A 22,469-nucleotide genomic window follows, 5' to 3' on the forward strand; every position below is an offset into this window, starting at 1 on the left:
TTTAGACCGTCGGATTCAGGGTCGATACCGACCATCCAAACCGGTTCGATCCAGTCGGAGCGTTTCATTTTCATGAGTAAATCGGTACCAATATTACCCGGCCCAATAATCACTGCTTTTAATTTCTTGCTCATAATTTTTCCCTTAAGCGCTGTTGCTAGGCGCTTCAAGCCATATCATCGGCCGTTAGACAAACCGCACTGAAGCAGAACCGATACCGCCGATACTGACGCTCATATAATCACCTGCTTGCACAGGCTCCAACGGCACCAAGGAGCCTGACAGAATCACTTCACCGGCCTTCAATGGAATACCAAACTGTCCCAGCGTATTCGCCAACCAGGTGACACAGTTCACCGGGCTACCCAGTGCTGCAGCGCCGGCGCCGGTTGAGATAATCGAACCATTTTTCTCAACCACCATGCCGCAAGTAGCCAAATCGACTTTACGGGGATCAACCGCCTTATCACCGAGAATAAACAGACCACAAGAAGCGTTATCCGCCACCGTGTCCTGAATTTTGATATTCCAGTTTTCGATACGTGAATCGACCACTTCAAAACAGGGAATCACGCAATCCGTCGCGGCAAGCACATCGGCATTAGTAATTCCCGGCCCAAGCAAGTCTTTTTTCAGGATAAAAGCAATCTCACCCTCGGCTTTTGGCTGCATCAACTGCTGACTGATCGGCATCTCTTGGCCTTCAGAATAAGCCATCGCATCGGTCAGAAAACCAAAATCCGGCTGGCCTACCTTGAGCATGTTCTGCACAGCTTTTGATGTGAGGCCGATCTTTTTACCGATAATCTTTTCCCCGGCCGCGACCCGTCGCTCCATCATGCGCAGTGAGATGTTATAAGCATCTTCAATCGTGATATCTTCAAATCGTTCGGTAAAAGGACGCAGGGTGTGACGCTGTGTCATCGCCTCGTACAACTCATCACCGCACATTAGTATCTGTTCTTTATTCATCATGATTCTCTTGTAGTCAGACAGTTACAGCTTGATGCAGACGTTTTTCAGTTCGGTATAAAATTCCAGCCCGTGAACACCGCCTTCACGACCAATCCCCGACTCTTTAGCACCCCCAAAAGCAGTGCGCAGATCTCTTAGGAACCAACTGTTAACCCAAGCAATTCCCACATCCATCGCTTCTGCCACACGGGAGGCACGGGATGAATTCTCGGTCCAGATCGCTGCCGACAAACCGTATTTAGTATCATTCGCTAGTTCAATGACTTCGTCTTCCGTATCGAATGGACGGATATGGCAGCAAGGGCCAAAAATTTCCTCTTTGACAACCCGGGCGTCATCCGCAAGGCCGGTCCAAATAGTAGGTTCAACCCAAGCTCCCGCATTCAGTTCAGCACCCATCTCTGGTACACCGCCTCCGGTAACAACCGTGGCACCCTCTTCCACCGCAAGGCGGTAATAAGACAATACTTTCTCTTTATGCTCTTGACTGACCAGAGGGCCAAAATCCACGTTAGGATCTTCCGGCATACCCAGCTTAAGTTGCTCGACACCCGCTTTTAAACGCTGCACAAACTCATCAAAAATAGGCCGTTCAACATAGATTCGCTCGGTACCCAAACAGACCTGACCGCAGTTCACAAAAGCCGAACGCATGGTGCCCTCAATTGCTTTCTCTATATCACAGTCGGCAAACACAATACCGGGATTCTTACCGCCACACTCCAAGGAAATATTACGCAGCCCAACGGAAGCGGCTCGCATAATGGTTTCGCCGGTACGGGTTTCGCCGGTAAAGGTGATCGCGTTAACATCCGGGTGAGCGGTCAAGAACGCGCCCGCAGAATCAGGGCCAAAGCCGTGCACCACGTTATAAACGCCTTTCGGCACGCCGCATTCGTTCATTACTTCGCCGAGCAATGTTGCCGTTGCGGGTGTTTCTTCCGACGGTTTTACCACCACGGTATTACCACAAGCCAATGCCGGGCCGACCTTCCAGGTCATCAACAACAACGGCAGGTTCCATGGGCTGATGACTGCAATCACCCCTTTAGGAGAACGGTGGCCATAGTTAAGCGCACCACGGCCATCCGGTGTATCCAGTTTATAAGCTTCGGTGGGATGGTTTGCTAAGGTTTCGGAGAACGCTTTAAAATTAGCCGCCCCCCGGGGAATATCAATATGAGAAGCGATTTTGTGGGGTTTACCGGTGTCTTTACACTCGGCATCCAGAAACTCATCGAAACGCTCATTGATGCGATCAGCCACTTTGTCCAACAAGGTAATCCGCTGGGCTTGGGTCATTTTGCCCCAAGGGCCTTTCATTGCGGCTTTGGCCGCCGCCACTGCGGCAGCCACTTCAAGCTCACCCGCTTCATGTACTTGACCCAGCAGACTGTTATCCACCGGGTTACGATTTTCAAAGGTTTTACCGCTGGCGCTGGTAACAAATTCGCCATTAATAAAGTTCTTAAATTGTTTCATTCTTAAGCCTCGGTGAAGATAACAATAGCTAACAAATCAAGCTGCCCGGCCACCAGCCGAGCAGCGCTGCTAATCAGGTTAATACACTCAGGAAGCGCTCATTCAGCACTCGGTCATGGTAGAAAATCGCCTTACCCAGGTCTTCAGCTTTCCAGGTGACCGCCTCATGATCGGGATAGTGATAATCACCACCACAGAACACCTCATTACGATTACCCGATGGATCAAAGAAATAAATAGTCTGACCGTGAGTCAAACCGTGACGAGTCGGACCAATATCGATAGGGGTTTCGGTCATTGAGATCAGATCAGCCGCGCGTAACACTGATTCCCAAGTTTCTAGGTAGAAAGAGGCGTGGTGGAATTTATCCGGCTCTGGACAATCAATAAAAGCAACATCGTGAGCTTTCATGCCGACGGTGAGGAAAACAGCAACGCGATTTTGTTCGGGATCGACCACCTGTTCAGCCAGATCAAAGCCCAATACATCACGAAACAACGCATAGGTCTCCTCGATATTAGGCCCATACAGCAAACAGTGATCAAAGCGGGTGGCTTTCATCCCTTTCAAGTCGCGCGGCCAAGCCTCAGGATTAACCTTCGAAACACCCCATTTACCGGGCTGCTCTTTCTCGGCAAATAGCTCAAAATGGTGGCCAGTTGGCGCTACAAAACGGATACGGCGACCGCAGCCATTTAACTCACCTGCGGCGATATGCTCCACTTCACAACCATAAGCGATCAGATCGGCCTCTAGCTGTTCAAGCACCTCGTTGTTAAGCACTTTGAAGCCCATCAGGTCCATACCTGGATGATCTGCTTCACGCAGAACAACTGAGAACTTATCAATTTCGGTCCAAGCTTTCAGGTAAACACGTCCTTGAGTGTCCCGCTCAACTTCGATCAAACCTAACAGGTCACGGTAATGTTTCAGCGCTTCTTCAATATCCAGTACCCGTATCTGCACATGACCGGGACGCATTACACCTTTTCTCATATTTTCCTCTGCACTTCTTATCAACTTTTATTATTTAGCTAACGGTCGTTCTCTGTGACCTTATCAGCCGCTTTACAATGATCAGATTCAATTTCTAGATCGGTTCTCGGGAAAACTCGACAAGCAAGAACAAACCCCTGCTGCAGCTCTTCCTCTGACACATGGACTTTACTCATCCGCTTGGTCTCATACTCTCCGCTGAGAATACGGATTTTGCAGACACCACAGCCCCCGCCTCGACAACCAATATTAATAGCAGCAGCATTGCGACGCTCCATTCCTATCAATAAGGCTTGATCCTCCCGACAACTGAAACATTGATCACGATTAACAACATGGATCTGATGCATAAGCGAGTCAGCCATAAGCATCTCCACTCGGTTCATTCGGTTGTACCACTATAAACATAGCAAGCACTGAGCCAGCATCAAATAAAACAACCTAAGCCATTGTTTATAAATATATTTATCATTCACATCAGAAAATAACGAAGTCATTGATACTGCAACAAGTCATCAAATGATCAATACCAGCCAAAACGAGTGATCATTTAAGCAATTGAACATCACCTCATGTCCAATAGATCACAGCGGCTGAACAAGCCAATAACAGGATTCGGTCACGATTAAATCGGCGATTAAACCTAAACCGATGAAATTGACGCTTATCATAAGCATCAAAAAGCCTGAACAGAGTCAGGCTTTTGAGAGAGGATTAACATCAAACAATGTTATTGCCAGAGGTAGGACTCCATTGATAGCGCACTATATAAAATAGGGCTTTGCAACAGGGTTAAACAGTCGGTTGCACAACTAGCCCCCATGGCAATCAGCAGCGGTAGATAATGATCGGCTGACGGATGAGCTCTAGCAAACGCCTCCGTTTCAAGCTGCGGCTGACAGAGCGCCGAAATCTGCCGCTCACTCACCTGCTGCCGAACCCATGCTTGAAAGCGCACCGCATAGTCCGCAGGCGGTGCATCTTCATGTCGCACAATATCGCGCAGATTATGGGTGATGCTGCCCGAAGCAATCACGGCAATATTCTGTTCCCGTAAGGGTGCTAATGACTCACCCAAAGCCACCAACTGCAGCGGTGATAAGCTCGCAGGCAGAGATAATTGAATCACTGGAATATCCGCCTGCGGCAATAAAAACCGCAGCGGCACCCAAGCGCCGTGATCCAAACCACGCTGGTGATTAAGGGATACCTTGATACCCGCACCACCTAGGCAGTCAGCCACTTGGCCCGCAATCGCCGCGCTACCGGGAGCCGGGTATTGCAGTTGATACAGAGCCGCCGGAAAGCCACCAAAATCATGAATGGTGTCAGGCTGCGACGACGTGGTCACTTCGGCCTCAGCGGTTATCCAATGAGGAGAGATAATGACCACGGCGTTAAGCTGTGCAAATTGCGCAGTCAGCTGCATCAGCTGCGCGCCTGCTTCGCCGGGGTCTAATGCCCACATTGGCGAGCCATGACTAATAAACATAACCGGTGCTGTAGACATTGTTAGCGATCCTGTAAATAACGATACCAGCTAAGCTGAGGCCCAGCGGGGACAAAACCCTGTGGGTTTAAAGCCTTGATCGAATAGTAACCCGACTTAATATGATCAATTCGAGTATTTTGACTAAAGGCATCGATCTGTAATAAACGCTCTAAATAAGCCGATAAAGCGGAATAATCGCCGATGCACTGCCGGTTGGTTTTAAATAAACTAAAATAGACCGGATCGAAACGTACCAAGGTCACAAACAGCCGAATATCACTCTCTGTCAGCTGCTCACCCACGGCAAACTGATGCTCACTAAAGTGCTGTTCTAAACGATCTAGGGTTGCAAACACCCCAGTATACGCCTCTTCATAGGCCTGCTGCGACGAAGCGAACCCCGCCTTATAGACACCATTATTTAAGCTTTCATAGATCCCCTGATTAAATTGATCAATCTGAGAAGCCTGCGCAACCGGTAATAGATCGATCTCAGAACGGTGTAACGGCCGCAGGTCATGGTTGAAAATCCGTAGAATATCGGCCGACTCATTATTCATAATCGCACCGGCGCCCGCATCCCAGAGCACCGGCACTGTGGCCCGCCCGCTATATGCGGGATCAGTAGTGGTATACAGCTGATGAATATAGGTGATGGTTTCCTCCGCTACCGGCGTACTACCGGGAAAGTCTCCAAACTGCCACCCGCTATCGCTCAATACGGGTTCAACCACACTGATCGGGATATAGTGATCCAAACCCAATAGTGATCGCGCAATCAGTGTGCGAGTCGCCCAAGGGCAGATATACGCCACATACAACTTCAACCCTAACGCCTCGACATCATCAACCGCAGTCATCACGCGCGCAGCGCTGGGGGCAGCTCTAAAAGCACTACTCTGGCGTACAAACCGCCCTTGAGCATCTTTACTCTGTACCGGATCCCATTTCTTTTGCCATTTGCCGTTAACTAACATCACTCGTCCTCCTTGGAATAGACCCCATAAATCGGGGCCTCGCCATAAACCAGGGTATTTAAACCGCCGCTTTCAAAGACCGTTGAGCCGCTTTGTGTTCATCAAACAACACCCAACGACCATTGCCTAATAAGCCCTGTACCAGTGAAGCAATGATGAGAAAAGCAGGATATTCCCAACCACCACCTTGATTACCAAAGCCCCAACCGTTTGCCCCGTGTACCAACACAATAGAACCGAGTAATACCGGCACCAAGGCCAACGCGATCCAGCGAGCATAAACACCTAACACCAATGCAGTACCACCGGCAATTTCGATCGCCATGGTCAACGGCCCCATAAAGGCGGGCACACCTAAAGAGGCAAAATAGCCGGCGGTGCCCTCGGGTGAGAACACCAATAGCTTGAGCAAACCATGAGCCAGATACATCACGCCCAGTGCGATGCGAAGCAAGGTGGTTGCGTATTCCTGTTGTGTATTCATCTCTATCTGTTCCTTAAGCAAAACTATGTAATGGATAAGGTGATTTTTGACCACAGAGGAAAAATAAACAATAATCCATTCACTATACTTATTGTTCGGATATATTTAACAGTTATGGATAAGCTCAACCTGATGACCTCCTATATTGCGGTGGCTGAACAAGGCAGCTTTACCGCCGCTGCACGACAACTAGGTAAAACCAAAGCGCTGCTGAGTACTCACGTATCGCAATTAGAAGAGTGGCTTAAAGTTCGCCTGATTACCCGTTCGACCCGCAGCATGAAGCTGACCCCCGAAGGCCAGAGCTACTATGAACAGGCGAAGAAAATAATCGATGATATCGCCACGCTAGAAGCCGAGCTGCAGCATCAAAATCGCACATTAGTCGGACGCCTACGAATTGCCGCCCCCACCACCTTCGGCGAACTTGTGTTGATGCCCTATATCGCGCAGATACTCACAGACAATCCGGAATTAACCATTGAGTTAGTGCTGAATGATCGCTTTACGGACCTGATCGCTGAAGGCTTTGACCTAGGCATTCGTATTGGTCAGATGGACGACTCCAACCTTATCGCCCGCTCCGCCGGATCTTTACAGATGATGCTCTGTGCCAGTCCTGACTATTTAAAACGCTACGGCACGCCGCATCAGCTAACACAGCTGAACAAGCTGCCGTGCGTCTTTGATAGCAACCATCGAGCAGGTGCCAGTTGGCGCTTTCAAACGGACGACGGGTTAATTGAAGTCCGTCCAACATTTGTGGTCCGCGTTAACAGCGCCCTCGCCGCCGCGAATATGGCCCGCAGCGGCACGGTGATCGCTTACTGCCCGGACTTTGCCGTCAATGGGATGCTACAAACCGGGGAACTCGTCCCGGTATTGGCAGACCTCTGCCACAAACAGATACCGGTAAATATTATCTATCCGCACCGCCAACACCTTTCAGCCAAGGTGAAGGCCTTTGCCGATGGCTTGATCAGCTACCTTCATTAAAGCCGCACAAGACGGCTCTCTCATTTCAGTCCACTGGAACAATGCCGACAATCTGCCTTTTAGAGCCACTAGATGCGCTTAAACAATGCGGATCGATTTTGCTCTTCTGCGCCATCTGCAGCAGTTACAAACCGCTCCATATGGATATCCCGCTCGAATAAGCGTCCCTGCATTAAGGTGGTAATAGCCGCATCGATCATCGGTGGCGGGCCGCACAGATACGCTTTATTACCATCAAAGCGGCCATTAAAGTGGGCCTGTGCCGCTTCATGGACATAGCCGGTAAAGCCCTGCCAGTTATCCTCCGCTTGCGGAGCATTTAAGGCTGGCACATAGGTAAAATTGGCAAACTCTTTTGCCAATTGTTCAAACAAGTGACGGTTATAGAGTTCCCCTACATTGCGCGCGCCCTGTAACAACGTAATCGGACGACGGTCCCCCTCTTCTAACAGATCAAGAATCATTGATTGCGGACTAGAAAGCCCTGAACCACCGGCAATAAAGATCACCCCTTGTTGATCGGATTTACGCACAAAAAACTGGCCATAGGGTCCACTCACATCCAACGTATCCCCCACCGTCAATTGCTCATGGAGATACGCCGTGCCTACACCATCCGGCACCCGCCGCACATGCAACTCTAAGCAAGTGGCATCAGAGGGTTTATTAGCAATCGAAAATGCTCGACTCCCCTCCACTCCAGGAATATTCACATTAATATACTGGCCCGCCTGAAACGCCATCGGTTTATCTAGTTCAAAAAAGATCCCTTTAATCGTCGGAGATAGATCCCTAATATCGATCACCGTCGCGACAAAATCCAACACTGGATGACCAGCGAAGTCATCATCCACGTCAATATCCGCCTCAATCACCATATCGGATTCAGGCATACAGCAACAAACGAGGACTTTACCCTCTTCCCGTTCCATATCCATCAGCGCAAACGGCGAAGCATTACCAAGATCGCTTTCCCCTTCCAACACCTGCACCTTGCAGGTTGCACAGGTGCCATGACCACAAGCAAAAGGCAACCAGACACCTTGCCGCAAGGCGGCATCCAGAATCGTCTGCCCCTCTTCAACTTCAATGACATCACCGGTTGGTTCAACGGTTATTTCATAACTCATAATTTCACCTTGCTATAGGACCACGACAAATAACGTCGGCCCTACCTTAATCTGGCGGCATTTAAACACCGGCGTTTTTATAACCCAACAGTTCAGGGGTCTTAAAACGTATCAACGATTTATGCCCCACGCCCTGCGCCTCAAGACTGACCTCTAACTGCGGTTTAAACGACTCGCCATCGAGCAACCACTCAACGCTGTTCCAGTTGATCTGACTGAATTCGGGATGCTGTCCAAACGCCTCGGGCAGAGTGCTCTCGATCAGTTCACCAAATGTCATAGTCGGCGACAGCAAACACGTTTTGGCCGAACAAAACATCCGATGTTCATCCCACGACAAATAAACCAGCTGATTGCCATGAAAGTTCTCAACCCGGTCTCGTGTTTCACCTGTATAACCAGGATTCAATGAAAAAATTGGCATTGTTATATCCTCTTCTGCTACGGATATGGCCGTGCCATATCCGTTGTTATTGTTATTATTGGAGGCTTACGCGACGCCTTTCCATTTATTCCAACGCACCTCATCCGGCGAACCTTTTATATCCATATTGTCGTGGCCGACATTCATCTTGTAATAATCCTTCAGAATATCGCCAACATCTGGGCCGCCACAGTTGCCTTGAAAAATCTGATGTACGGGTAACCATGCCTGCACATATTTTTCCGGCTCATCGTTAAAGATGTCACAACAACCATCAGAGCAGAAATGATAGCGTTCTCCCTCGTAGACCGTCTCACGCATCGAGTTTTGGTTAGGATTTTCCATATCGGTAAATAACATAGGGATCTGACACACCTGACAAAGCTGTGGTAATCCTGAGGTATAAAAACGTTCGCCCTTAGCTTCCTTCTCTTTCGCCATCTCCCACAGCGGGCGGTAGTATTTATCAAAGGTGTCGGGGTACTGCTCTGACAACCAATCGAGTTCCTCATCCGATGGAATCCAAGTATGGAAACCAGCGGCATGGCCGTAGCTATAGAATGTCCACCACGTCTGATGCGAAACATGATGTTTCTCTTTTTCAATCACATCGGCATATTTCGGCATCCGAATGCCATAGCGGGCCAGATCCTTAAACAGCGCGCCACCGGCGTCTTCAAAATACACCTCCCAGGCTTCCTTCCACGACATCACCTTATTAGGCAACATATAGTCCATCATCATCGCCACTAGGCTTAACAAACGAGTGCCACGCCAAAACCACTTATCCAGCCACTTTTGCACAATCGGCAGATTATCTTCATGCTGTTCCAGCAGGAATTTAATCACTTCCAACCCCAGCGTCATATGCCGAGCCTCATCCGATTGAGCCGAAAAGCCAAACGTTACCGTCGCCATATCACCGTTATGGGCAGCACCCGACATAAAGGGCACAAATAGTAAATTGGTTAACACATATTCAAAGGAAAAGCCGATCGCCAACATAAACTCAAACGGCCCACCCGAACGCGCATCATGAAAGAACGATCGAGGTACCGACAGATACCATACCCGATCCTGCATATGGCTGAATTCTTGGAAACCATCAAAATATTTATTGTAGTGGCTCATCGCATGAATCTGGGTCTGCACATGACGTAACTCATCCAGTGCCTGCATCTGACAAGCAACTCTGGCACCCACACCACTTAATTGACGTCCCACGTGGGCAAAACCCTCGGATGCCTGATACTCCTGCGGCGAAATACCGGTCAGGAACAGTTTAATTGCGTTGACATAACGGGCATCTGTGACATTGAGGTGACCATTATTCTGTGAGAAGGCGTCCAGAATGGCATAGAGTTTCTTTTCTTTCTCAGCCTGATATTTCCAGTACGCATCCATTGTTAAGCGGAACGGATCTTCCCACTTATCCCAATCAGTAATTTTTATTCCTTCAAACGCCTCATAGGGAAACGCCTCTTGTCGGTCTTCGTAGGAAAACTCCCAATCAAGGTCACGGGTTAGTAAGCGATACTTATCTTTTATAGTTAGTTTTTTAGCAGCCATAATGTTTCCCCCTTACTGTTTCCACTCGAGCGCGAACTGATCATCATCTTCATCGACGTTGCCGCCTAAAGTGATTAGATTGAGGTGTAGCTCTTGCACATCCCAATCCCGACCCATTTTTTCTTCTACCACTTCACGTTCAATCACCAACCGCGCCTCCCGCTCAATACGAATCATGGCTGGTTGATGGATAATGGTGGCATCGGGATTACTTTCTTCTATGGCTTCGACAATATAGCGGGACTCATCATTGTCCTGCAGCATGATATATACTTTTGACATGGTATTAACCTTGTTATTTTTATAGGCGGTTTATTGGAACAAACCCGCTTTATTTAAGCGTTTAAGCAGCGCGCCTTCTGCCACATTGAGCGCCTGATCATCGATCATCTCTTGTGCCAACGGTTGCAATGCCTTAAGCGCTTTCTCTTTCCAAGCGGTAATCCAGAGTTCTAAGTGCTGCTGATTAGCGGTCGATTCCGCGGCGGCAATCTTCACCACCGCATCCACCCAGCGGTTCGTCTCTTTATTCCAATTTTGAATAAATTCGGTCAACATGCTGAAATCCTGTCCGCCGTTATCCGCTAGCCATTGATCAAACTGCAGATAGACAAGCTCATAGATCAAGCCATCGAGGACCACATCTTGGGCGACAAACGACTCAAACCAATCTTTGACGCAGATATTCGCCTCACAATAAGCGCGCATGCCCTGCCACACGGCATCACTCATCCAGAAGCCTTTAGCCTCCACCAGCGCATCACCAGAGTTACCATCCAGAATTAGACCGATACGAGACAGGTACTGTGCATTCCCCAGACGATCCATACCGTTAAATAGCAGCGCTTGAGAGATAGCGGTTCCACTGGCGAAGGAGTTGCCATACATATTGTTCAAATTCGCCGCCTGCTCGACATGACGAAGAGGCACTAACAAGCGGATAACCTTCTGCTGAATCGCTTCAGGGATAAGACGAGCCAGATCACGTTTTTCAAAGAAACTGTAATTACTCTCCGCCACTTCTTGCTGTTTGGCGCGGGCTTGAACATAAGAGCCGTAATAAAATTGGCGAGGGTCTTTAAAGGCATACCAATCCTGCATCACAATCGCGGTACGTGTGACATCATTCAACTCATATTCGGGCTGCCACAATGGCTTATAGTGAAAGTTACGTTCGGACGCCACGTCATAGGTGGCTTCTTGATAGCGGGTTGCTGGTTTGTCGCCAAAACGACGTTCGATATGCGCAAAGGTATGGCGCACGGGCTCCAGCATTGCAGTTTTAATCTCAATGGTCATTGGTTTTTATCCCATTCTTTGGATCATTATTGTTATTTTCAAAACATCCGCATAAATATCAGCGGTTACGAGCCATCAATGTCGCTTCACCGTAGCGCCACTTCTTCATCTCAATATCGACAGCGTCCTGCTGCGCTTGGGTCATAAAGACCACGTTATTGGTCTGACAGAACTGATCAAATACCTTTTGAGGCATAATCAACTCAACAAATAACGCGGGATCACCGATAGCAAAATCAAACTCCACAAAGCGTGCATGCTCCGGGCTTCGCACCCGAACATAGCGGATTAGCTTTTCCCCAGTGTGGCTATCTAAACAATCGTTGCCCCCCTGATCGTCTCGTTGTGTTGTCACCATCTGTGCTCCTTGAAACTTAAATTACTCAAAACAGATAGAGCAAGCGCTATGCCAGACAGAAAAAAACAACAACAAAAACCCGCAATCCCTTGAAATAATTAAACTATTTATCTATTCCCATCAAATACAGTAGATTGTTGACGCGCCCATTTCCCACTTGTTCAAACCAACCAAATGGTTAAAAGTTAATGAAAAAGTTAAATTTTTCTCCGCCGCTAGCGGAGAACAACGCACACCGAAAATTTAGGGTGTTGTTTTTATTTTAGAAATAGCGCCACAATAAAAGAGTGGCCACCGGCTATCTAAAAATAACTATAATGACCATGTGCAAAAAATATGACCGAACAAAGCCTTGTACTTCCAAACCCGCAAGACCTGCTCAAACAGATTCGCTTTGAAACTGAAGAGGGTAAGATCTGGCTCGATGAGCAACGTATGCTGCTTATTCACTCATCCGTCATGGGCCTACTGCGTAATGAATTAATCCAAACAATGGGGGTTGAGCGCGCTAAAGGGTTCCTAATGCGTTTTGGTTACCATACCGGCTGGCGAGATGCGGAGCTGGCCAAAAAAGTCCGCCCGGATATGAGCGCTGAAGAGGCCTTTATGGTTGGCCCGCAGCTTCATGCCATTAAAGGCATGGTAAAAGTAAAACCTAATTCGCTAGATTTCGACTCCGATAGCGGCCATTTCCATGCAGAGTTTGACTGGTTCAACTCTTATGAGGTGGAAACCCACCTTTCCAATTTCGGCAACTCTGATGTTCCTGTTTGTTGGACACTCATCGGCTATGCCAGTGGCTTTTCAAGTTTCTATATGGGCCGCCAAATTGTTATCAAAGAAACCCAATGTGCAGCCACCGGTGCCCATCACTGCCATATTGAGGGCCGACCCGCAGAGGAGTGGGACGATGCTGATGAGGTGCAAAAATACCTATTACCCGATCCCATTATCGAGCAGTTGCTAGCGCTGCAGGATGAGGTAAGCACCCTGAAAAATCAGGTTCGCAGCTCAGAAAGCGAAGAAGATATACTGTTTAACAGCGTAGGACACTCTGCAGCATTTAAGAATGTCTGCCACCTAATCAAGAAGGCTTCAAAAAGCAAAGTGAGTGTGTTACTTCAAGGAGAAACAGGGGTGGGAAAAGAGATTGTCGCTCGTAGCCTACACGGCTCAAGTGATCGAGCCAGCCAACCCTTTATTGCGGTCAATTGCGCCTGTATTCCACCCGATCTAATCGAAGCTGAATTATTTGGCGTTGAAAAAGGCGCCTATACCGGTGCAAGCCAATCCAGAGAGGGAAAGTTTGAACGGGCTCATCGAGGCACCATTTTTCTCGATGAAGTAATCGAACTATCGCCTCGAGCGCAGGCCTCCCTATTACGGGTATTACAAGAGTCAGAATTTGAGCGAGTGGGAGATACCCACACCCGCCGCATTGATGTCAGAGTGGTGGCTGCCGCTAATGAAGATCTAGAGTTAGCGGTACAGGAAGGGCGCTTTCGAGCCGACCTCTTCTATCGCCTCAATGTCTACCCAATACATATTCCGCCACTGCGCGATCGAACGGAGGACATCCCCCTACTGATCGAGCACTTTCTTAAAAAATACTGCGCTCTGTATAACAAAAAAATTACCGGCGTTTCAGACAAAGCCCTTCAGGGGCTCACCCAATATAAATGGCCGGGTAATATCCGCGAGCTAGAAAATATGATTGAACGGGGTGTCATTCTGGCGGAAAGTAATCATGTCATTGGTTTTGAAAGCTTATTCCCCTCGTTATCTGAGCCCTCCCACCCACTCAACATCATTAATGGCCGGGTTTCATTACATAAAGAAGACTCGCCACAATCGGATCAGCAGCCTGACCCACAAACGGCTGAGCAACTGCTCGTCGACAACTTCAGTCTAGAAGAATTAGAGCAACAACTAATAGACGAAGCAATGGCTCAGGCCAACGGCAATGTGTCAAAGGCAGCCCGTAAGCTAGGCTTAACCCGTCCAGCGCTGGCATATCGACTGCGCAAACGACAAGATAGCTAAGTTAAAAAAGCTGCTTTAAAATGGCGAGCCTAAATTGATGCTACGCTGGAACACCATGAACCTGATTCTGCTTTTTGAAAGTGATTTTACCGCCGTTGATACCGTCGTCATCAGCGATCGACGTTTTCACCACATCAAACAGTTTCACCAACCGGTGCCAGCGCAGTCGCTTAAAGTGGGTTTGCTCAATGGCGAAATTGGCCAAGGCATTGTCCTCAGTCTGACGGAGCAAAGCATCACATTGCAGGTTAAGCTGACTCAGCAACCACCCGCGCCGCTCCCCCTGACTCTACTGCTAGCACTGCCTCGGCCGAAAATGCTTAAGCGCACCCTGCAAACCGTTACCAGTATGGGGGTCAAGCAGATCTACCTGATCAACTCATATAAGGTTGATAAGAGTTACTGGTCGACCCCTCTGTTGCAGACACAATCCCTAACAGAACAGTTACTGCTTGGCCTAGAGCAAGCAGGCGACACCCAAATGCCTGAAGTTCACCTACGCAAACGCTTTAAACCCTTTGTCGAAGATGAGTTACCGGTAATCGTTCAGCACAGCCGCGCACTGGTCGCCCACCCTTATAACGCCGCGATTTGTCCGCCCGCAGAGTCGGTTAAAACAACCCTTGCCGTCGGCCCTGAAGGGGGGTTTATCCCCTATGAAGTGGAAAAACTGCAGGATGTCGGGTTTGCAGCTATTCATATCGGCCCCCGTATCCTCAGGGTCGAAAACGCCGTGCCAGTGTTACTAGCCAAACTATTCCCGGTATGAAACCCTCTACAGCAGAGATTTAGAGCTTAATTAATAGCCGTCAAACTGATTTCGGTCAATTTAATTGAGAATCATACGCATTACCATTGACATTAACCCCGCTATAAATAAGAATAGTTCCCATTAGCAATACACAATGACTCGACGCTCTCGAGCGTAACGCATTCGCCGTTACCCGGTAGCTGCATGCGGTCTCATAGATCAGGTATCCCTATAATGCGTAATAATTTGAAAAAACTGGCGTTTCTTACTCTACCTCTCACTCTAGCCGCCACTCATGTGTCTGCCGCTGATGAAGTGAACATCTACTCTTACCGCCAGCAGTTTTTAATTCAACCGATGCTCGATGCCTTTACTGAAGAGACCGGTATCAAAACCAATGTGGTATTTGCGAAAAAAGGCCTGATCGAGCGCTTAGAGCATGAAGGCAAAAACTCACCTGCAGATATCGTACTGACATCAGATATTGGTCCGCTTTACGATGTTGTCGCTAAGGGTCTAACCCAAGCGGTCCACAGTGATGTGTTAGAAGAAAATATCCCAGCTCATTATCGTGATCCTGATGCCCACTGGTTTGGTTTAACTAGCCGCACCCGCTTGATCTACGCTTCGAAAGATCGAGTCAAACCCGGCGAAATTGAAACCTACGAAGATCTCACGGATCCTAAATGGGAAGGCCGTATCTGCACCCGTAGCGGTAAGCACACTTACAACCTGTCACTGATCGGTTCAATGATTATTCACCATGGCGAAGCCGAAGCGGAACAGTGGCTCGAAGGTCTGAAAGCCAACCTAGCTCGCAAACCACAGGGCAACGACCGCGCTCAAGTTAAAGCCGTTAAAGAGGGGGTTTGCGACCTCGCACTGGGTAACTCTTACTACTTTGGCAAGATGCTGACCAATGATAAGCAGCCAGAACAGAAAGAGTGGGCTAATGCCGTTAACCTCGTGTTCCCGAATCAGGAAGACCGCGGTTCACACATGAGCATCTCTGGAGCAGCACTGACAAAATACGCACCGAATAAACAAGCGGCGATCCAACTAATGGAGTTCCTCAGTCAAGCCAAAGCACAATCCATGTATGCTGAAGCTAACTTTGAATTCCCAATTCGCCCAGGCACCAAACGTTCGGCGCTACTCGACGAATATATGGGCGACTTCAAACAGGATAACGTCAGCCTGCAAGAAATTGCCGAACTACGCGCAACCGCCGCACGTATGGTTGATAAAGTAGGTTTTGATAACTAAACCGACACCGACATATTTGGACAATTCGACATCAAAACGGTAGTCTGCGCGCTACCGTTTTTTGTTTAAGAAGACAGCGTTATGCAGGCAGAACAAGCCATCCCAAAAATCAAGCAGCCCCCAACTCTCATGACACCACAAAAAAACTATCTGTTTGGTTGGTACAGTGGCACCTGGGGCACTGCGTTGATGGTGGCACTGCCGATCCTCTCGGTTTTCTATCTTGCTCTGTTTCCCAAAGAAAATATCTGGTCACATCTCGCTGCCACCGTGTTACCGGTCTATGTCACGACGACGCTCGCATTGATGGTCGGCGTAGGCGCACTATCCATTGCGACCGGCGTTTGCGGTGCTTGGCTGGTAACCATGTGCCGCTTTCCTGGACGCAAACTGTTCGAGTGGGCATTGCTACTGCCCTTTGCCGTACCAGCCTATGTGATCGCTTATGTCTACACCGACCTATTGGAATACTCCGGGCCGTTACAGATAGCCCTGCGGGAGCTGTTTGGCTGGCAAACCGCGCGAGATTACTGGTTTCCCGATATTCGTACCCTTGGTGGCGCGATTCTAATGCTATCGATGGTGCTATACCCCTACGTCTATCTATTAACCCGCGCCACATTTTTAGAACAATCGACAACGATTCATGACGCTAGCCGGACTCTCGGCTGCACGCCACTACAAAGCTTCTATCGGGTATCCCTGCCAATTGCCCGCCCCGCAATCGCCGTGGGTTTATCTTTGGTTTCCATGGAAACCATTAATGATTTTGGTACGGTGGATTATTTTGCCGTCAAAAGCATGAGCGCGGGCATCTATGATACCTGGCTAAATATGGGCAACCTCGGCGGCGCAGCGCAGATCGCCAGCCTAATGATGATCTTTGTCGTGGTACTAATTTCACTGGAGCGCCTTGCACGCGCGAAGCAACGGCAATTCAATAGCTCTGATCGCTACAAAACACTCACCGGTTATCGATTAACCGGCTGGCGAGCTTGGGGCGCCACGCTACTCTGCGCGCTACCGGTAATCACAGGCTTTGCTATTCCGGTGTGGGTATTAGCGGGCTATGCACTGAAACATATCGATCAGCTCTGGACGCTTGAGTTTTTCACCTATGCGAGCCATAGCTTTATACTCTCCAGTAGCGCAGCGATACTAACCATTATCATCGCCCTACTTCTGGCTTATTCCAAACGACTGCATCGCAACAAGAGCCTCAAGATAGCCGTGCAGTTTTCAAGCCTCGGCTATGCCATGCCCGGAGCTGTGCTAGCGATTGGTGTCATTATTCCTTTGGCAGCATTCGATAATACCATCGACAATCTGATGGATCAGTTTTTTGGCATTTCCACGGGTCTATTGCTTAGCGGCACCGCTTTTGCTGTTATCTTCGCCTATGTCGTACGCTTTTTAGCGGTTTCCCTCGGGTCGGTAGAATCCAGCTTGAATAAGATTACCGAAAGTATGGATATGGCCTCCCGCTCATTAGGTCTCTCGCCACTGCAAACCCTACTGAAGGTACACCTACCGCTCATTAAAGGCGGTATTCTCACTGCGGCTTTAGTGGTGTTTGTTGATTCAATGAAGGAGCTGCCAGCAACGCTAATTTTGCGGCCCTTTAATTACGACACCTTAGCCACCTACGTTTACCAGTATGCCTCTGACGAAATGCTAGAAGCCTGCTCATTAGCAGCGCTATTGATTGTACTTGTGGGCATTATTCCGGTTATTCTCTTAAGCCGCACCATATCTGGCACCCGCGATATCCACTAAACCCAAGCGAGATTAAATAACATCGCTGCCAGAGGCAATCCCAGCAATAACAATGCCCCCCCTGTGGGGCGATAAAACCAACCAAAAACCATCGCTGCCAGAGGCCGCTCCCATATTAATAAAGCCTCTGTGGGAGCCCCGTCCCGGGGCGATAGATTTAGCTAGAAAACGCGATAGGGCGATGTGCAGCGACATGCAACGAAACCTGCGAACCAACTTCGAACATCAGCGGTTCAAATATTTCAGATTCGATTCGCCGGCCTGATGGCAGCAACAGATGATATACCACCGAATGACCCAAAAACTCTTTCTGCTCAACAAGGGCCATCACACTCCCTTTATCCATACTTGGACGGATATCGGCAGGGCGGATAAAGAGAGATAAATGTTTACCTGAAGCCGCACCGAAAGGCTCAGCAAACTCCAGCGTGCCTAGCTCGGTTTTCACTGAGGTTTCATTCAAGCACTCCCCATCAAACAACTCCCCTTTGCCGACAAAGCCTGCCACCAAAGGATTAACTGGCTGATAGTAGAGTTCGGTTGGCGAGCCCCACTGTTGCAGTTGCCCCTGTGCCAGAATCCCCAGCTTATCACTGATCGCAAACGCTTCTTCCTGATCATGGGTCACCATAATTGAGGCGATCCCTTGATCTTTAAGAATAGCCCGAACTTCTAAGGCCAGCTGACGACGCAGATCGGTATCCAAGTTAGAAAACGGTTCGTCCATCAATAGCAGGTTGGGCTTCGGCGCTAATGCTCGGGCTAGCGCCACCCGCTGCTGCTGACCACCGGATAACTCATGGGGGTAACGGGCAGAAATATCAGGAAGTTCCACCAGCTTCAACAACTCAGCCACCGAGCGCCTTTTTTCAGCTGCACTGTGTTTCTGCAAGCCAAAAGCAATATTGTCAAACACGCTCAAGTGCGGAAACAGTGCATAATCTTGAAATACAACACCGATACTCCGCTGCTCTGGCGGCTGAGTGAAGGCGGCGGTAGAGATCGCTTGACCATTCTGTAGAATACGCCCAGCTAACACCGGATTGAAACCGGCAATCGCACGTAATACCGTCGTTTTACCGCAACCACTAGGGCCTAGCAGACAGGCAATTTCGCCCGAGTGCAGCTGAAAATTCAGCTGTTCAGCGATCACTGTATCGTCATAGCCACAACTAAGTGAGTTGAGTTCCAGTAGAGGGGTCATACGTTGGGTGCTCTCTATCCTAAATGAAAATGATTCTCGCTTATATCTGGTAATATTTCAACCAGCTAACCGTTGTAACTCGAGCAATCAAAAGGAATATTTGACGATGGTGATTATACAGACCTCGCTATCAAGCTGAGGTTTTTCTTGATAGCACTAACATCGGTTCAATAAAAAGGCGACTCGATACCGAGCATGGTAAGCAGCCCCAACACCAGCAACCACAGAATCGCGGCACGTCGAATCAATTGATTGAGGCTAACAATCTCTTCTGCCGCATGATGCATAAACTGCTCATCGCCCCCATTAGCCCGTTGAAATTGATAAGTGCTATCCTCTCCGATAGCTCCAAGCGCGATCTGAAATAACCATTCACGCGGTTTTAACGCCTTGGATTCTGGGTGCTTCAACTGGCTATAGGCACTAAAGCCATTACCGACGATAAAGAATGTGAATCCTAACAGCCTAGCCGGTATTAAAATCACCCATTGCGCGACGCTATCCAACCGCTTAGCCGCCAACCGTTGTAGCGTCCAACCGCCCCACAGCGCGAGAAACAAACCCGGCAACCCTAGACAAACAAACCAAAACAACACGGCAAAGAAGCCGGTCAATGATAAGTAGAGATACTGCTGACAAATAGCATAATGAGCTGCAGGAGTGTCGATCACATCATCGGTTCGCTGAAGCCCTAACAAACCGGCTAACTGCAACCACGATGCTTCAAAGTCGCCCCGACACCAATCCTGATAATATTTGCCGGTTATATCGCTGGGCGACCAGTTTTCCAAATAGAAGTACAGCGCTAACAACTCGGCTACCAACAGCAAAAAACCAAAGGACCAACTAAACCATTCGAGCAGCAGCACCTCTCCAACGAACAAACCGAAAATAAGCAGCCACCAATAACGATCTTTTACCGGTTGATTCGCTTGAGCCAACTCAACCGCCCTTTGTGAGCGGCGTTTATAACGCCCGAAGATCAGCACGAGCATGACCGCTAAGAATTTCATCCCTGTATCTCCATGGTTAGCAGCCGATTAAAATAATCCCGATTAAAGGCAGGGCCCGGGTCGGTTTTACGTTGCGGCGCGATATCCGAATGGCCAGTAATCTGATCTGGTCTCATATCAGGATAGTAAGCAATCAGCGCTGCGGCCACACGCGCTAGCTGTTGATACTGTTGTTCCGTATAAGGAATAAGGTCGGCACCTTCAAGCTCAATACCAATAGAGAAGTCATTGCAGTTGTCGCAGCCAGCATAATGCGACTGCCCTGCATGCCAGGCACGCTGATCAAAACTAACGAACTGCACCAACTGCCCTGTGCGCTTAATCAATAGATGGGCAGACACCTTAAGGGTGTCGATCGTGGCAAAATAGGGGTCGGCATTCGCGTCCAGTTGATTAACAAAGAAATCTTCGATATAGCCACCGCCAAATTTGCCCGGCGGTAAACTGATATTATGCACCACCAGCAAGCGCGGTAACTGCTCTGCTGGGCGCTGATTAAAGTTCGGCGATGGGCAATGCACCGCAGCACTCAACCACCCCGCGTTGATCTGTAAATTATCCTTAGACTGCGTCATTTTTCCTCGAACAGCGACTACTTTACCCGACAGGTTTCCGTTAGAATAGCCGCCTGTGAGCGACCACTGACTGAATAGTACCACGCCGCACACATCAGACAAGCTATCAACACAGCCTTCGCCTGTGATAGCCGATTAACCGGAATCAGATCATTTAACGGAGCTCCCATGGCCAACACCCAACTACTCAGTGATATCCCCGCCACCGTGCGTACCGCATTGTTGGAAGATATCGGTGATGGCGATATTACCGCCCGTTTGATTCCAGCAGAACAACAGGCTAAAGCCCGAGTGATCTGCCGTGATGACGCGGTTATCTGTGGCGTTCGTTGGGTTAATGAAGTTTTTCATCAAGTGGATAAAAACGTCAAGGTTAACTGGTTAGTGGATGACGGCGACCGGGTGAAGCCGAATCAAGCCTTGTTTGAACTTGAAGGCCCAGCCCGTTCACTACTGACCGGCGAGCGCAGCGCCTTAAACTTTCTGCAAACTCTTTCCGGCACCGCCACCATCAGCGCTTATTATGCCTCACTGGTTGAAGGCACCGGCGTTAAACTGCTCGATACCCGTAAAACCATTCCAGGCCTTCGGTTAGCACAGAAATATGCGGTCAGCTGCGGACAGTGCTATAACCATCGAATTGGCCTCTATGACGCGTTCCTGATTAAAGAGAACCATATTATGGCCTGCGGCTCGATCGCCAACGCGGTGGCCACCGCCAAACAGAATGAACCGGACAAAGCGGTTGAGGTGGAAGTCGAATCCTTTGACGAACTGCAGCAGGCGCTAGACGCTAATGCCGACATTGTTATGCTGGATAATTTTGATCACGCGGGACTGCGTTTAGCGGTACAAAAAAACAAACAACACCCCACCCCAGCCAAACTGGAAGCCTCCGGCGGCATTGATCAAAACACTCTACGTAGCATTGCCGAAACCGGCGTCGACTATATCTCTATTGGCCTGTTAACCAAGGATTGTAAAGCGGTCGACCTATCGATGCGGTTTGTGTAACACCTTAGGCATTGAGTGCTAACGCGATAAAGCCACAAAGCACACTGATTATTTATTGACCACTTGGTATATCCACAGTTGCACAAACAGAATGAATCCGTTATTTAAGTGGATTCATTCTCGGTGCAAACCAGTTATATTCGAAATACCGCTCAAAAAACTTATTCCAAAAAGGAAAGAATAAACCGCTTAAAATAAAATACTCATTTTGAGTATAAATCCCGCCAATTATCGCTTGATTTGCGACAAAAGATAGATTTTTAGCAAATTATGAATCTAACACCTCATGGCGCTTTACGACGGCAATCCGCTGCGCCGATCAGTTCCCACTCATCACTTTTCTGAATTTGAAGAATGTCATAAACCTCAACCACAGTTTTATTGACGTTATTATTCCACAGAATCTGACAGATCTCGGTGGCACTATCATTACGCTTTTCACCATTCTCACGGGGCAGCATACCGATCGCCAAAATACCACCATCCGACCACCAAACAGGCGTAGCGGGGTACTTATCCGGTTGGGCCGCTAAGTCCGCCTCGACCGCGGCCCGCTTAGCCAGCGATAAGGGTTCATCATAAAGGAAGTAAGTCACTGCTGCGGTAATCGCAACCAATAAAATGAGCATTGTTTTTTTATTCAT

23 protein-coding genes and 1 pseudogene are annotated in these 22,469 nt (G+C 48.8%); 6 read left to right on the top strand and 18 right to left on the bottom strand.

Annotated elements, in window-relative coordinates; all coding sequences use genetic code 11:
• From ACN0T0_RS15050 to ACN0T0_RS15085, 8 genes and pseudogenes are all read right to left on the bottom strand, one after another.
• A pseudogene (locus ACN0T0_RS15050) lies at positions 1–134 on the bottom strand (acetaldehyde dehydrogenase (acetylating)); the annotation flags it as partial.
• A 52-nt stretch (positions 135–186) separates the two neighbouring features.
• Positions 187–972: a 2-oxopent-4-enoate hydratase gene (gene dmpE, locus ACN0T0_RS15055; protein ID WP_417227488.1), complete on the bottom strand. Its 786-nt coding sequence runs from the start codon at positions 970–972 to the stop codon at positions 187–189.
• Between the two features lie 24 nt (positions 973–996).
• Complete coding sequence (locus ACN0T0_RS15060; protein WP_417227490.1) at positions 997–2,457, bottom strand: 2-hydroxymuconic semialdehyde dehydrogenase; 1,461 nt, start codon at positions 2,455–2,457, stop codon at positions 997–999.
• A gap of 73 nt (positions 2,458–2,530) precedes the next feature.
• Complete coding sequence (locus tag ACN0T0_RS15065; RefSeq protein ID WP_417227492.1) at positions 2,531–3,454, bottom strand: catechol 2,3-dioxygenase; 924 nt, start codon at positions 3,452–3,454, stop codon at positions 2,531–2,533.
• A gap of 38 nt (positions 3,455–3,492) precedes the next feature.
• Complete coding sequence (locus ACN0T0_RS15070) at positions 3,493–3,819, bottom strand: 2Fe-2S iron-sulfur cluster-binding protein (protein WP_417227493.1); 327 nt, start codon at positions 3,817–3,819, stop codon at positions 3,493–3,495.
• 365 nt (positions 3,820–4,184) lie between these two features.
• A complete protein-coding gene (locus ACN0T0_RS15075) occupies positions 4,185–4,964 on the bottom strand; it encodes a DODA-type extradiol aromatic ring-opening family dioxygenase (RefSeq protein WP_417227494.1) in 780 nt (259 codons plus the stop codon).
• 2 nt (positions 4,965–4,966) lie between these two features.
• Positions 4,967–5,923: a glutathione S-transferase family protein gene (locus ACN0T0_RS15080; protein ID WP_417227641.1), complete on the bottom strand. Its 957-nt coding sequence runs from the start codon at positions 5,921–5,923 to the stop codon at positions 4,967–4,969.
• A 58-nt stretch (positions 5,924–5,981) separates the two neighbouring features.
• Positions 5,982–6,407 (bottom strand): DoxX family protein, encoded by a 426-nt coding sequence (locus tag ACN0T0_RS15085; RefSeq protein ID WP_417227496.1) that lies wholly within the window; start codon positions 6,405–6,407, stop codon positions 5,982–5,984.
• 114 nt (positions 6,408–6,521) lie between these two features.
• Here ACN0T0_RS15085 and ACN0T0_RS15090 point away from each other — a divergent pair, with 114 nt between their 5' ends.
• Positions 6,522–7,403 (top strand): LysR family transcriptional regulator, encoded by an 882-nt coding sequence (locus tag ACN0T0_RS15090; protein ID WP_417227498.1) that lies wholly within the window; start codon positions 6,522–6,524, stop codon positions 7,401–7,403.
• A gap of 68 nt (positions 7,404–7,471) precedes the next feature.
• Here the strand turns inward: ACN0T0_RS15090 and ACN0T0_RS15095 are convergent, their stop codons facing one another.
• The 6 genes from ACN0T0_RS15095 to ACN0T0_RS15120 all read right to left on the bottom strand — a co-directional run bounded on the left by ACN0T0_RS15095 (position 7,472) and on the right by ACN0T0_RS15120 (position 12,183).
• Entirely contained in the window at positions 7,472–8,533 is a 1,062-nt protein-coding gene (locus ACN0T0_RS15095; RefSeq protein ID WP_417227500.1) for an NADH:ubiquinone reductase (Na(+)-transporting) subunit F, read from the bottom strand.
• A 61-nt stretch (positions 8,534–8,594) separates the two neighbouring features.
• Positions 8,595–8,957 (bottom strand): phenol hydroxylase subunit P4, encoded by a 363-nt coding sequence (locus tag ACN0T0_RS15100; protein WP_417227502.1) that lies wholly within the window; start codon positions 8,955–8,957, stop codon positions 8,595–8,597.
• 66 nt (positions 8,958–9,023) lie between these two features.
• Entirely contained in the window at positions 9,024–10,526 is a 1,503-nt protein-coding gene (locus ACN0T0_RS15105) for an aromatic/alkene/methane monooxygenase hydroxylase/oxygenase subunit alpha (protein WP_417227504.1), read from the bottom strand.
• Positions 10,527–10,538: 12 nt separating this feature from the next.
• Complete coding sequence (locus tag ACN0T0_RS15110; RefSeq protein WP_417227505.1) at positions 10,539–10,808, bottom strand: MmoB/DmpM family protein; 270 nt, start codon at positions 10,806–10,808, stop codon at positions 10,539–10,541.
• Positions 10,809–10,838: 30 nt separating this feature from the next.
• Entirely contained in the window at positions 10,839–11,825 is a 987-nt protein-coding gene (locus ACN0T0_RS15115; RefSeq protein WP_417227507.1) for an aromatic/alkene monooxygenase hydroxylase subunit beta, read from the bottom strand.
• 58 nt (positions 11,826–11,883) lie between these two features.
• A complete protein-coding gene (locus ACN0T0_RS15120) occupies positions 11,884–12,183 on the bottom strand; it encodes a phenol hydroxylase subunit (protein WP_417227509.1) in 300 nt (99 codons plus the stop codon).
• A 336-nt stretch (positions 12,184–12,519) separates the two neighbouring features.
• Between ACN0T0_RS15120 and ACN0T0_RS15125 the strand changes: the two genes are divergently transcribed.
• The 4 genes from ACN0T0_RS15125 (at position 12,520) to ACN0T0_RS15140 (ending at position 18,019) form a co-directional block, all read left to right on the top strand.
• Positions 12,520–14,226, top strand: a complete 1,707-nt coding sequence (locus ACN0T0_RS15125; RefSeq protein WP_417227511.1) for a sigma 54-interacting transcriptional regulator — start codon at positions 12,520–12,522, stop codon at positions 14,224–14,226.
• A 55-nt stretch (positions 14,227–14,281) separates the two neighbouring features.
• On the top strand, positions 14,282–14,995 hold the full coding sequence (locus ACN0T0_RS15130; protein ID WP_417227513.1) for a 16S rRNA (uracil(1498)-N(3))-methyltransferase: 714 nt from the start codon (positions 14,282–14,284) through the stop codon (positions 14,993–14,995).
• 216 nt (positions 14,996–15,211) lie between these two features.
• Positions 15,212–16,243: a Fe(3+) ABC transporter substrate-binding protein gene (locus tag ACN0T0_RS15135; RefSeq protein WP_417227515.1), complete on the top strand. Its 1,032-nt coding sequence runs from the start codon at positions 15,212–15,214 to the stop codon at positions 16,241–16,243.
• Positions 16,244–16,324: 81 nt separating this feature from the next.
• Positions 16,325–18,019, top strand: coding sequence for an ABC transporter permease (locus ACN0T0_RS15140; protein WP_417227517.1), 1,695 nt, complete (start codon positions 16,325–16,327; stop codon positions 18,017–18,019).
• A 157-nt stretch (positions 18,020–18,176) separates the two neighbouring features.
• Here ACN0T0_RS15140 and ACN0T0_RS15145 read toward each other — a convergent pair whose 3' ends face one another.
• The 3 genes from ACN0T0_RS15145 to ampD form a co-directional block, all read right to left on the bottom strand.
• The gene (locus tag ACN0T0_RS15145; protein ID WP_417227519.1) at positions 18,177–19,223 is read right to left on the bottom strand and encodes an ABC transporter ATP-binding protein; all 1,047 of its coding nucleotides are present in this window, start codon (positions 19,221–19,223) and stop codon (positions 18,177–18,179) included.
• Positions 19,224–19,390: 167 nt separating this feature from the next.
• Positions 19,391–20,236, bottom strand: coding sequence for a hypothetical protein (locus ACN0T0_RS15150; RefSeq protein WP_417227521.1), 846 nt, complete (start codon positions 20,234–20,236; stop codon positions 19,391–19,393).
• Positions 20,233–20,811, bottom strand: coding sequence for a 1,6-anhydro-N-acetylmuramyl-L-alanine amidase AmpD (gene ampD / locus ACN0T0_RS15155; protein ID WP_417227523.1), 579 nt, complete (start codon positions 20,809–20,811; stop codon positions 20,233–20,235). Before ampD ends, ACN0T0_RS15150 begins: the two co-directional genes overlap by 4 nt.
• Positions 20,812–20,979: 168 nt before the next feature.
• Here ampD and nadC point away from each other — a divergent pair, with 168 nt between their 5' ends.
• Positions 20,980–21,825: a carboxylating nicotinate-nucleotide diphosphorylase gene (gene nadC / locus ACN0T0_RS15160; RefSeq protein WP_417227525.1), complete on the top strand. Its 846-nt coding sequence runs from the start codon at positions 20,980–20,982 to the stop codon at positions 21,823–21,825.
• A 284-nt stretch (positions 21,826–22,109) separates the two neighbouring features.
• Here nadC and ACN0T0_RS15165 read toward each other — a convergent pair whose 3' ends face one another.
• Positions 22,110–22,469: a hypothetical protein gene (locus ACN0T0_RS15165; protein WP_417227527.1), complete on the bottom strand. Its 360-nt coding sequence runs from the start codon at positions 22,467–22,469 to the stop codon at positions 22,110–22,112.

The organism is Amphritea sp. (genome assembly GCF_048266285.1).
GTDB lineage: Bacteria > Pseudomonadota > Gammaproteobacteria > Pseudomonadales > Balneatricaceae > Amphritea.

Bases quoted from the DNA above. Each gene is read 5' to 3' on its own strand.
- dmpE (WP_417227488.1), bottom strand. From the start codon at position 972: ATGAATAAAGAACAGATACTAATGTGCGGTGATGAGTTGTACGAGGCG.
- ACN0T0_RS15060 (WP_417227490.1), bottom strand. From the start codon at position 2,457: ATGAAACAATTTAAGAACTTTATTAATGGCGAATTTGTTACCAGCGCC.
- ACN0T0_RS15065 (WP_417227492.1), bottom strand. From the start codon at position 3,454: ATGAGAAAAGGTGTAATGCGTCCCGGTCATGTGCAGATACGGGTACTG.
- ACN0T0_RS15070 (WP_417227493.1), bottom strand. From the start codon at position 3,819: ATGGCTGACTCGCTTATGCATCAGATCCATGTTGTTAATCGTGATCAA.
- ACN0T0_RS15075 (WP_417227494.1), bottom strand. From the start codon at position 4,964: ATGTCTACAGCACCGGTTATGTTTATTAGTCATGGCTCGCCAATGTGG.
- ACN0T0_RS15080 (WP_417227641.1), bottom strand. From the start codon at position 5,923: ATGTTAGTTAACGGCAAATGGCAAAAGAAATGGGATCCGGTACAGAGT.
- ACN0T0_RS15085 (WP_417227496.1), bottom strand. From the start codon at position 6,407: ATGAATACACAACAGGAATACGCAACCACCTTGCTTCGCATCGCACTG.
- ACN0T0_RS15090 (WP_417227498.1), top strand. From the start codon at position 6,522: ATGGATAAGCTCAACCTGATGACCTCCTATATTGCGGTGGCTGAACAA.
- ACN0T0_RS15095 (WP_417227500.1), bottom strand. From the start codon at position 8,533: ATGAGTTATGAAATAACCGTTGAACCAACCGGTGATGTCATTGAAGTT.
- ACN0T0_RS15100 (WP_417227502.1), bottom strand. From the start codon at position 8,957: ATGCCAATTTTTTCATTGAATCCTGGTTATACAGGTGAAACACGAGAC.
- ACN0T0_RS15105 (WP_417227504.1), bottom strand. From the start codon at position 10,526: ATGGCTGCTAAAAAACTAACTATAAAAGATAAGTATCGCTTACTAACC.
- ACN0T0_RS15110 (WP_417227505.1), bottom strand. From the start codon at position 10,808: ATGTCAAAAGTATATATCATGCTGCAGGACAATGATGAGTCCCGCTAT.
- ACN0T0_RS15115 (WP_417227507.1), bottom strand. From the start codon at position 11,825: ATGACCATTGAGATTAAAACTGCAATGCTGGAGCCCGTGCGCCATACC.
- ACN0T0_RS15120 (WP_417227509.1), bottom strand. From the start codon at position 12,183: ATGGTGACAACACAACGAGACGATCAGGGGGGCAACGATTGTTTAGAT.
- ACN0T0_RS15125 (WP_417227511.1), top strand. From the start codon at position 12,520: ATGACCGAACAAAGCCTTGTACTTCCAAACCCGCAAGACCTGCTCAAA.
- ACN0T0_RS15130 (WP_417227513.1), top strand. From the start codon at position 14,282: ATGAACCTGATTCTGCTTTTTGAAAGTGATTTTACCGCCGTTGATACC.
- ACN0T0_RS15135 (WP_417227515.1), top strand. From the start codon at position 15,212: ATGCGTAATAATTTGAAAAAACTGGCGTTTCTTACTCTACCTCTCACT.
- ACN0T0_RS15140 (WP_417227517.1), top strand. From the start codon at position 16,325: ATGCAGGCAGAACAAGCCATCCCAAAAATCAAGCAGCCCCCAACTCTC.
- ACN0T0_RS15145 (WP_417227519.1), bottom strand. From the start codon at position 19,223: ATGACCCCTCTACTGGAACTCAACTCACTTAGTTGTGGCTATGACGAT.
- ACN0T0_RS15150 (WP_417227521.1), bottom strand. From the start codon at position 20,236: ATGAAATTCTTAGCGGTCATGCTCGTGCTGATCTTCGGGCGTTATAAA.
- ampD (WP_417227523.1), bottom strand. From the start codon at position 20,811: ATGACGCAGTCTAAGGATAATTTACAGATCAACGCGGGGTGGTTGAGT.
- nadC (WP_417227525.1), top strand. From the start codon at position 20,980: ATGGCCAACACCCAACTACTCAGTGATATCCCCGCCACCGTGCGTACC.
- ACN0T0_RS15165 (WP_417227527.1), bottom strand. From the start codon at position 22,469: ATGAATAAAAAAACAATGCTCATTTTATTGGTTGCGATTACCGCAGCA.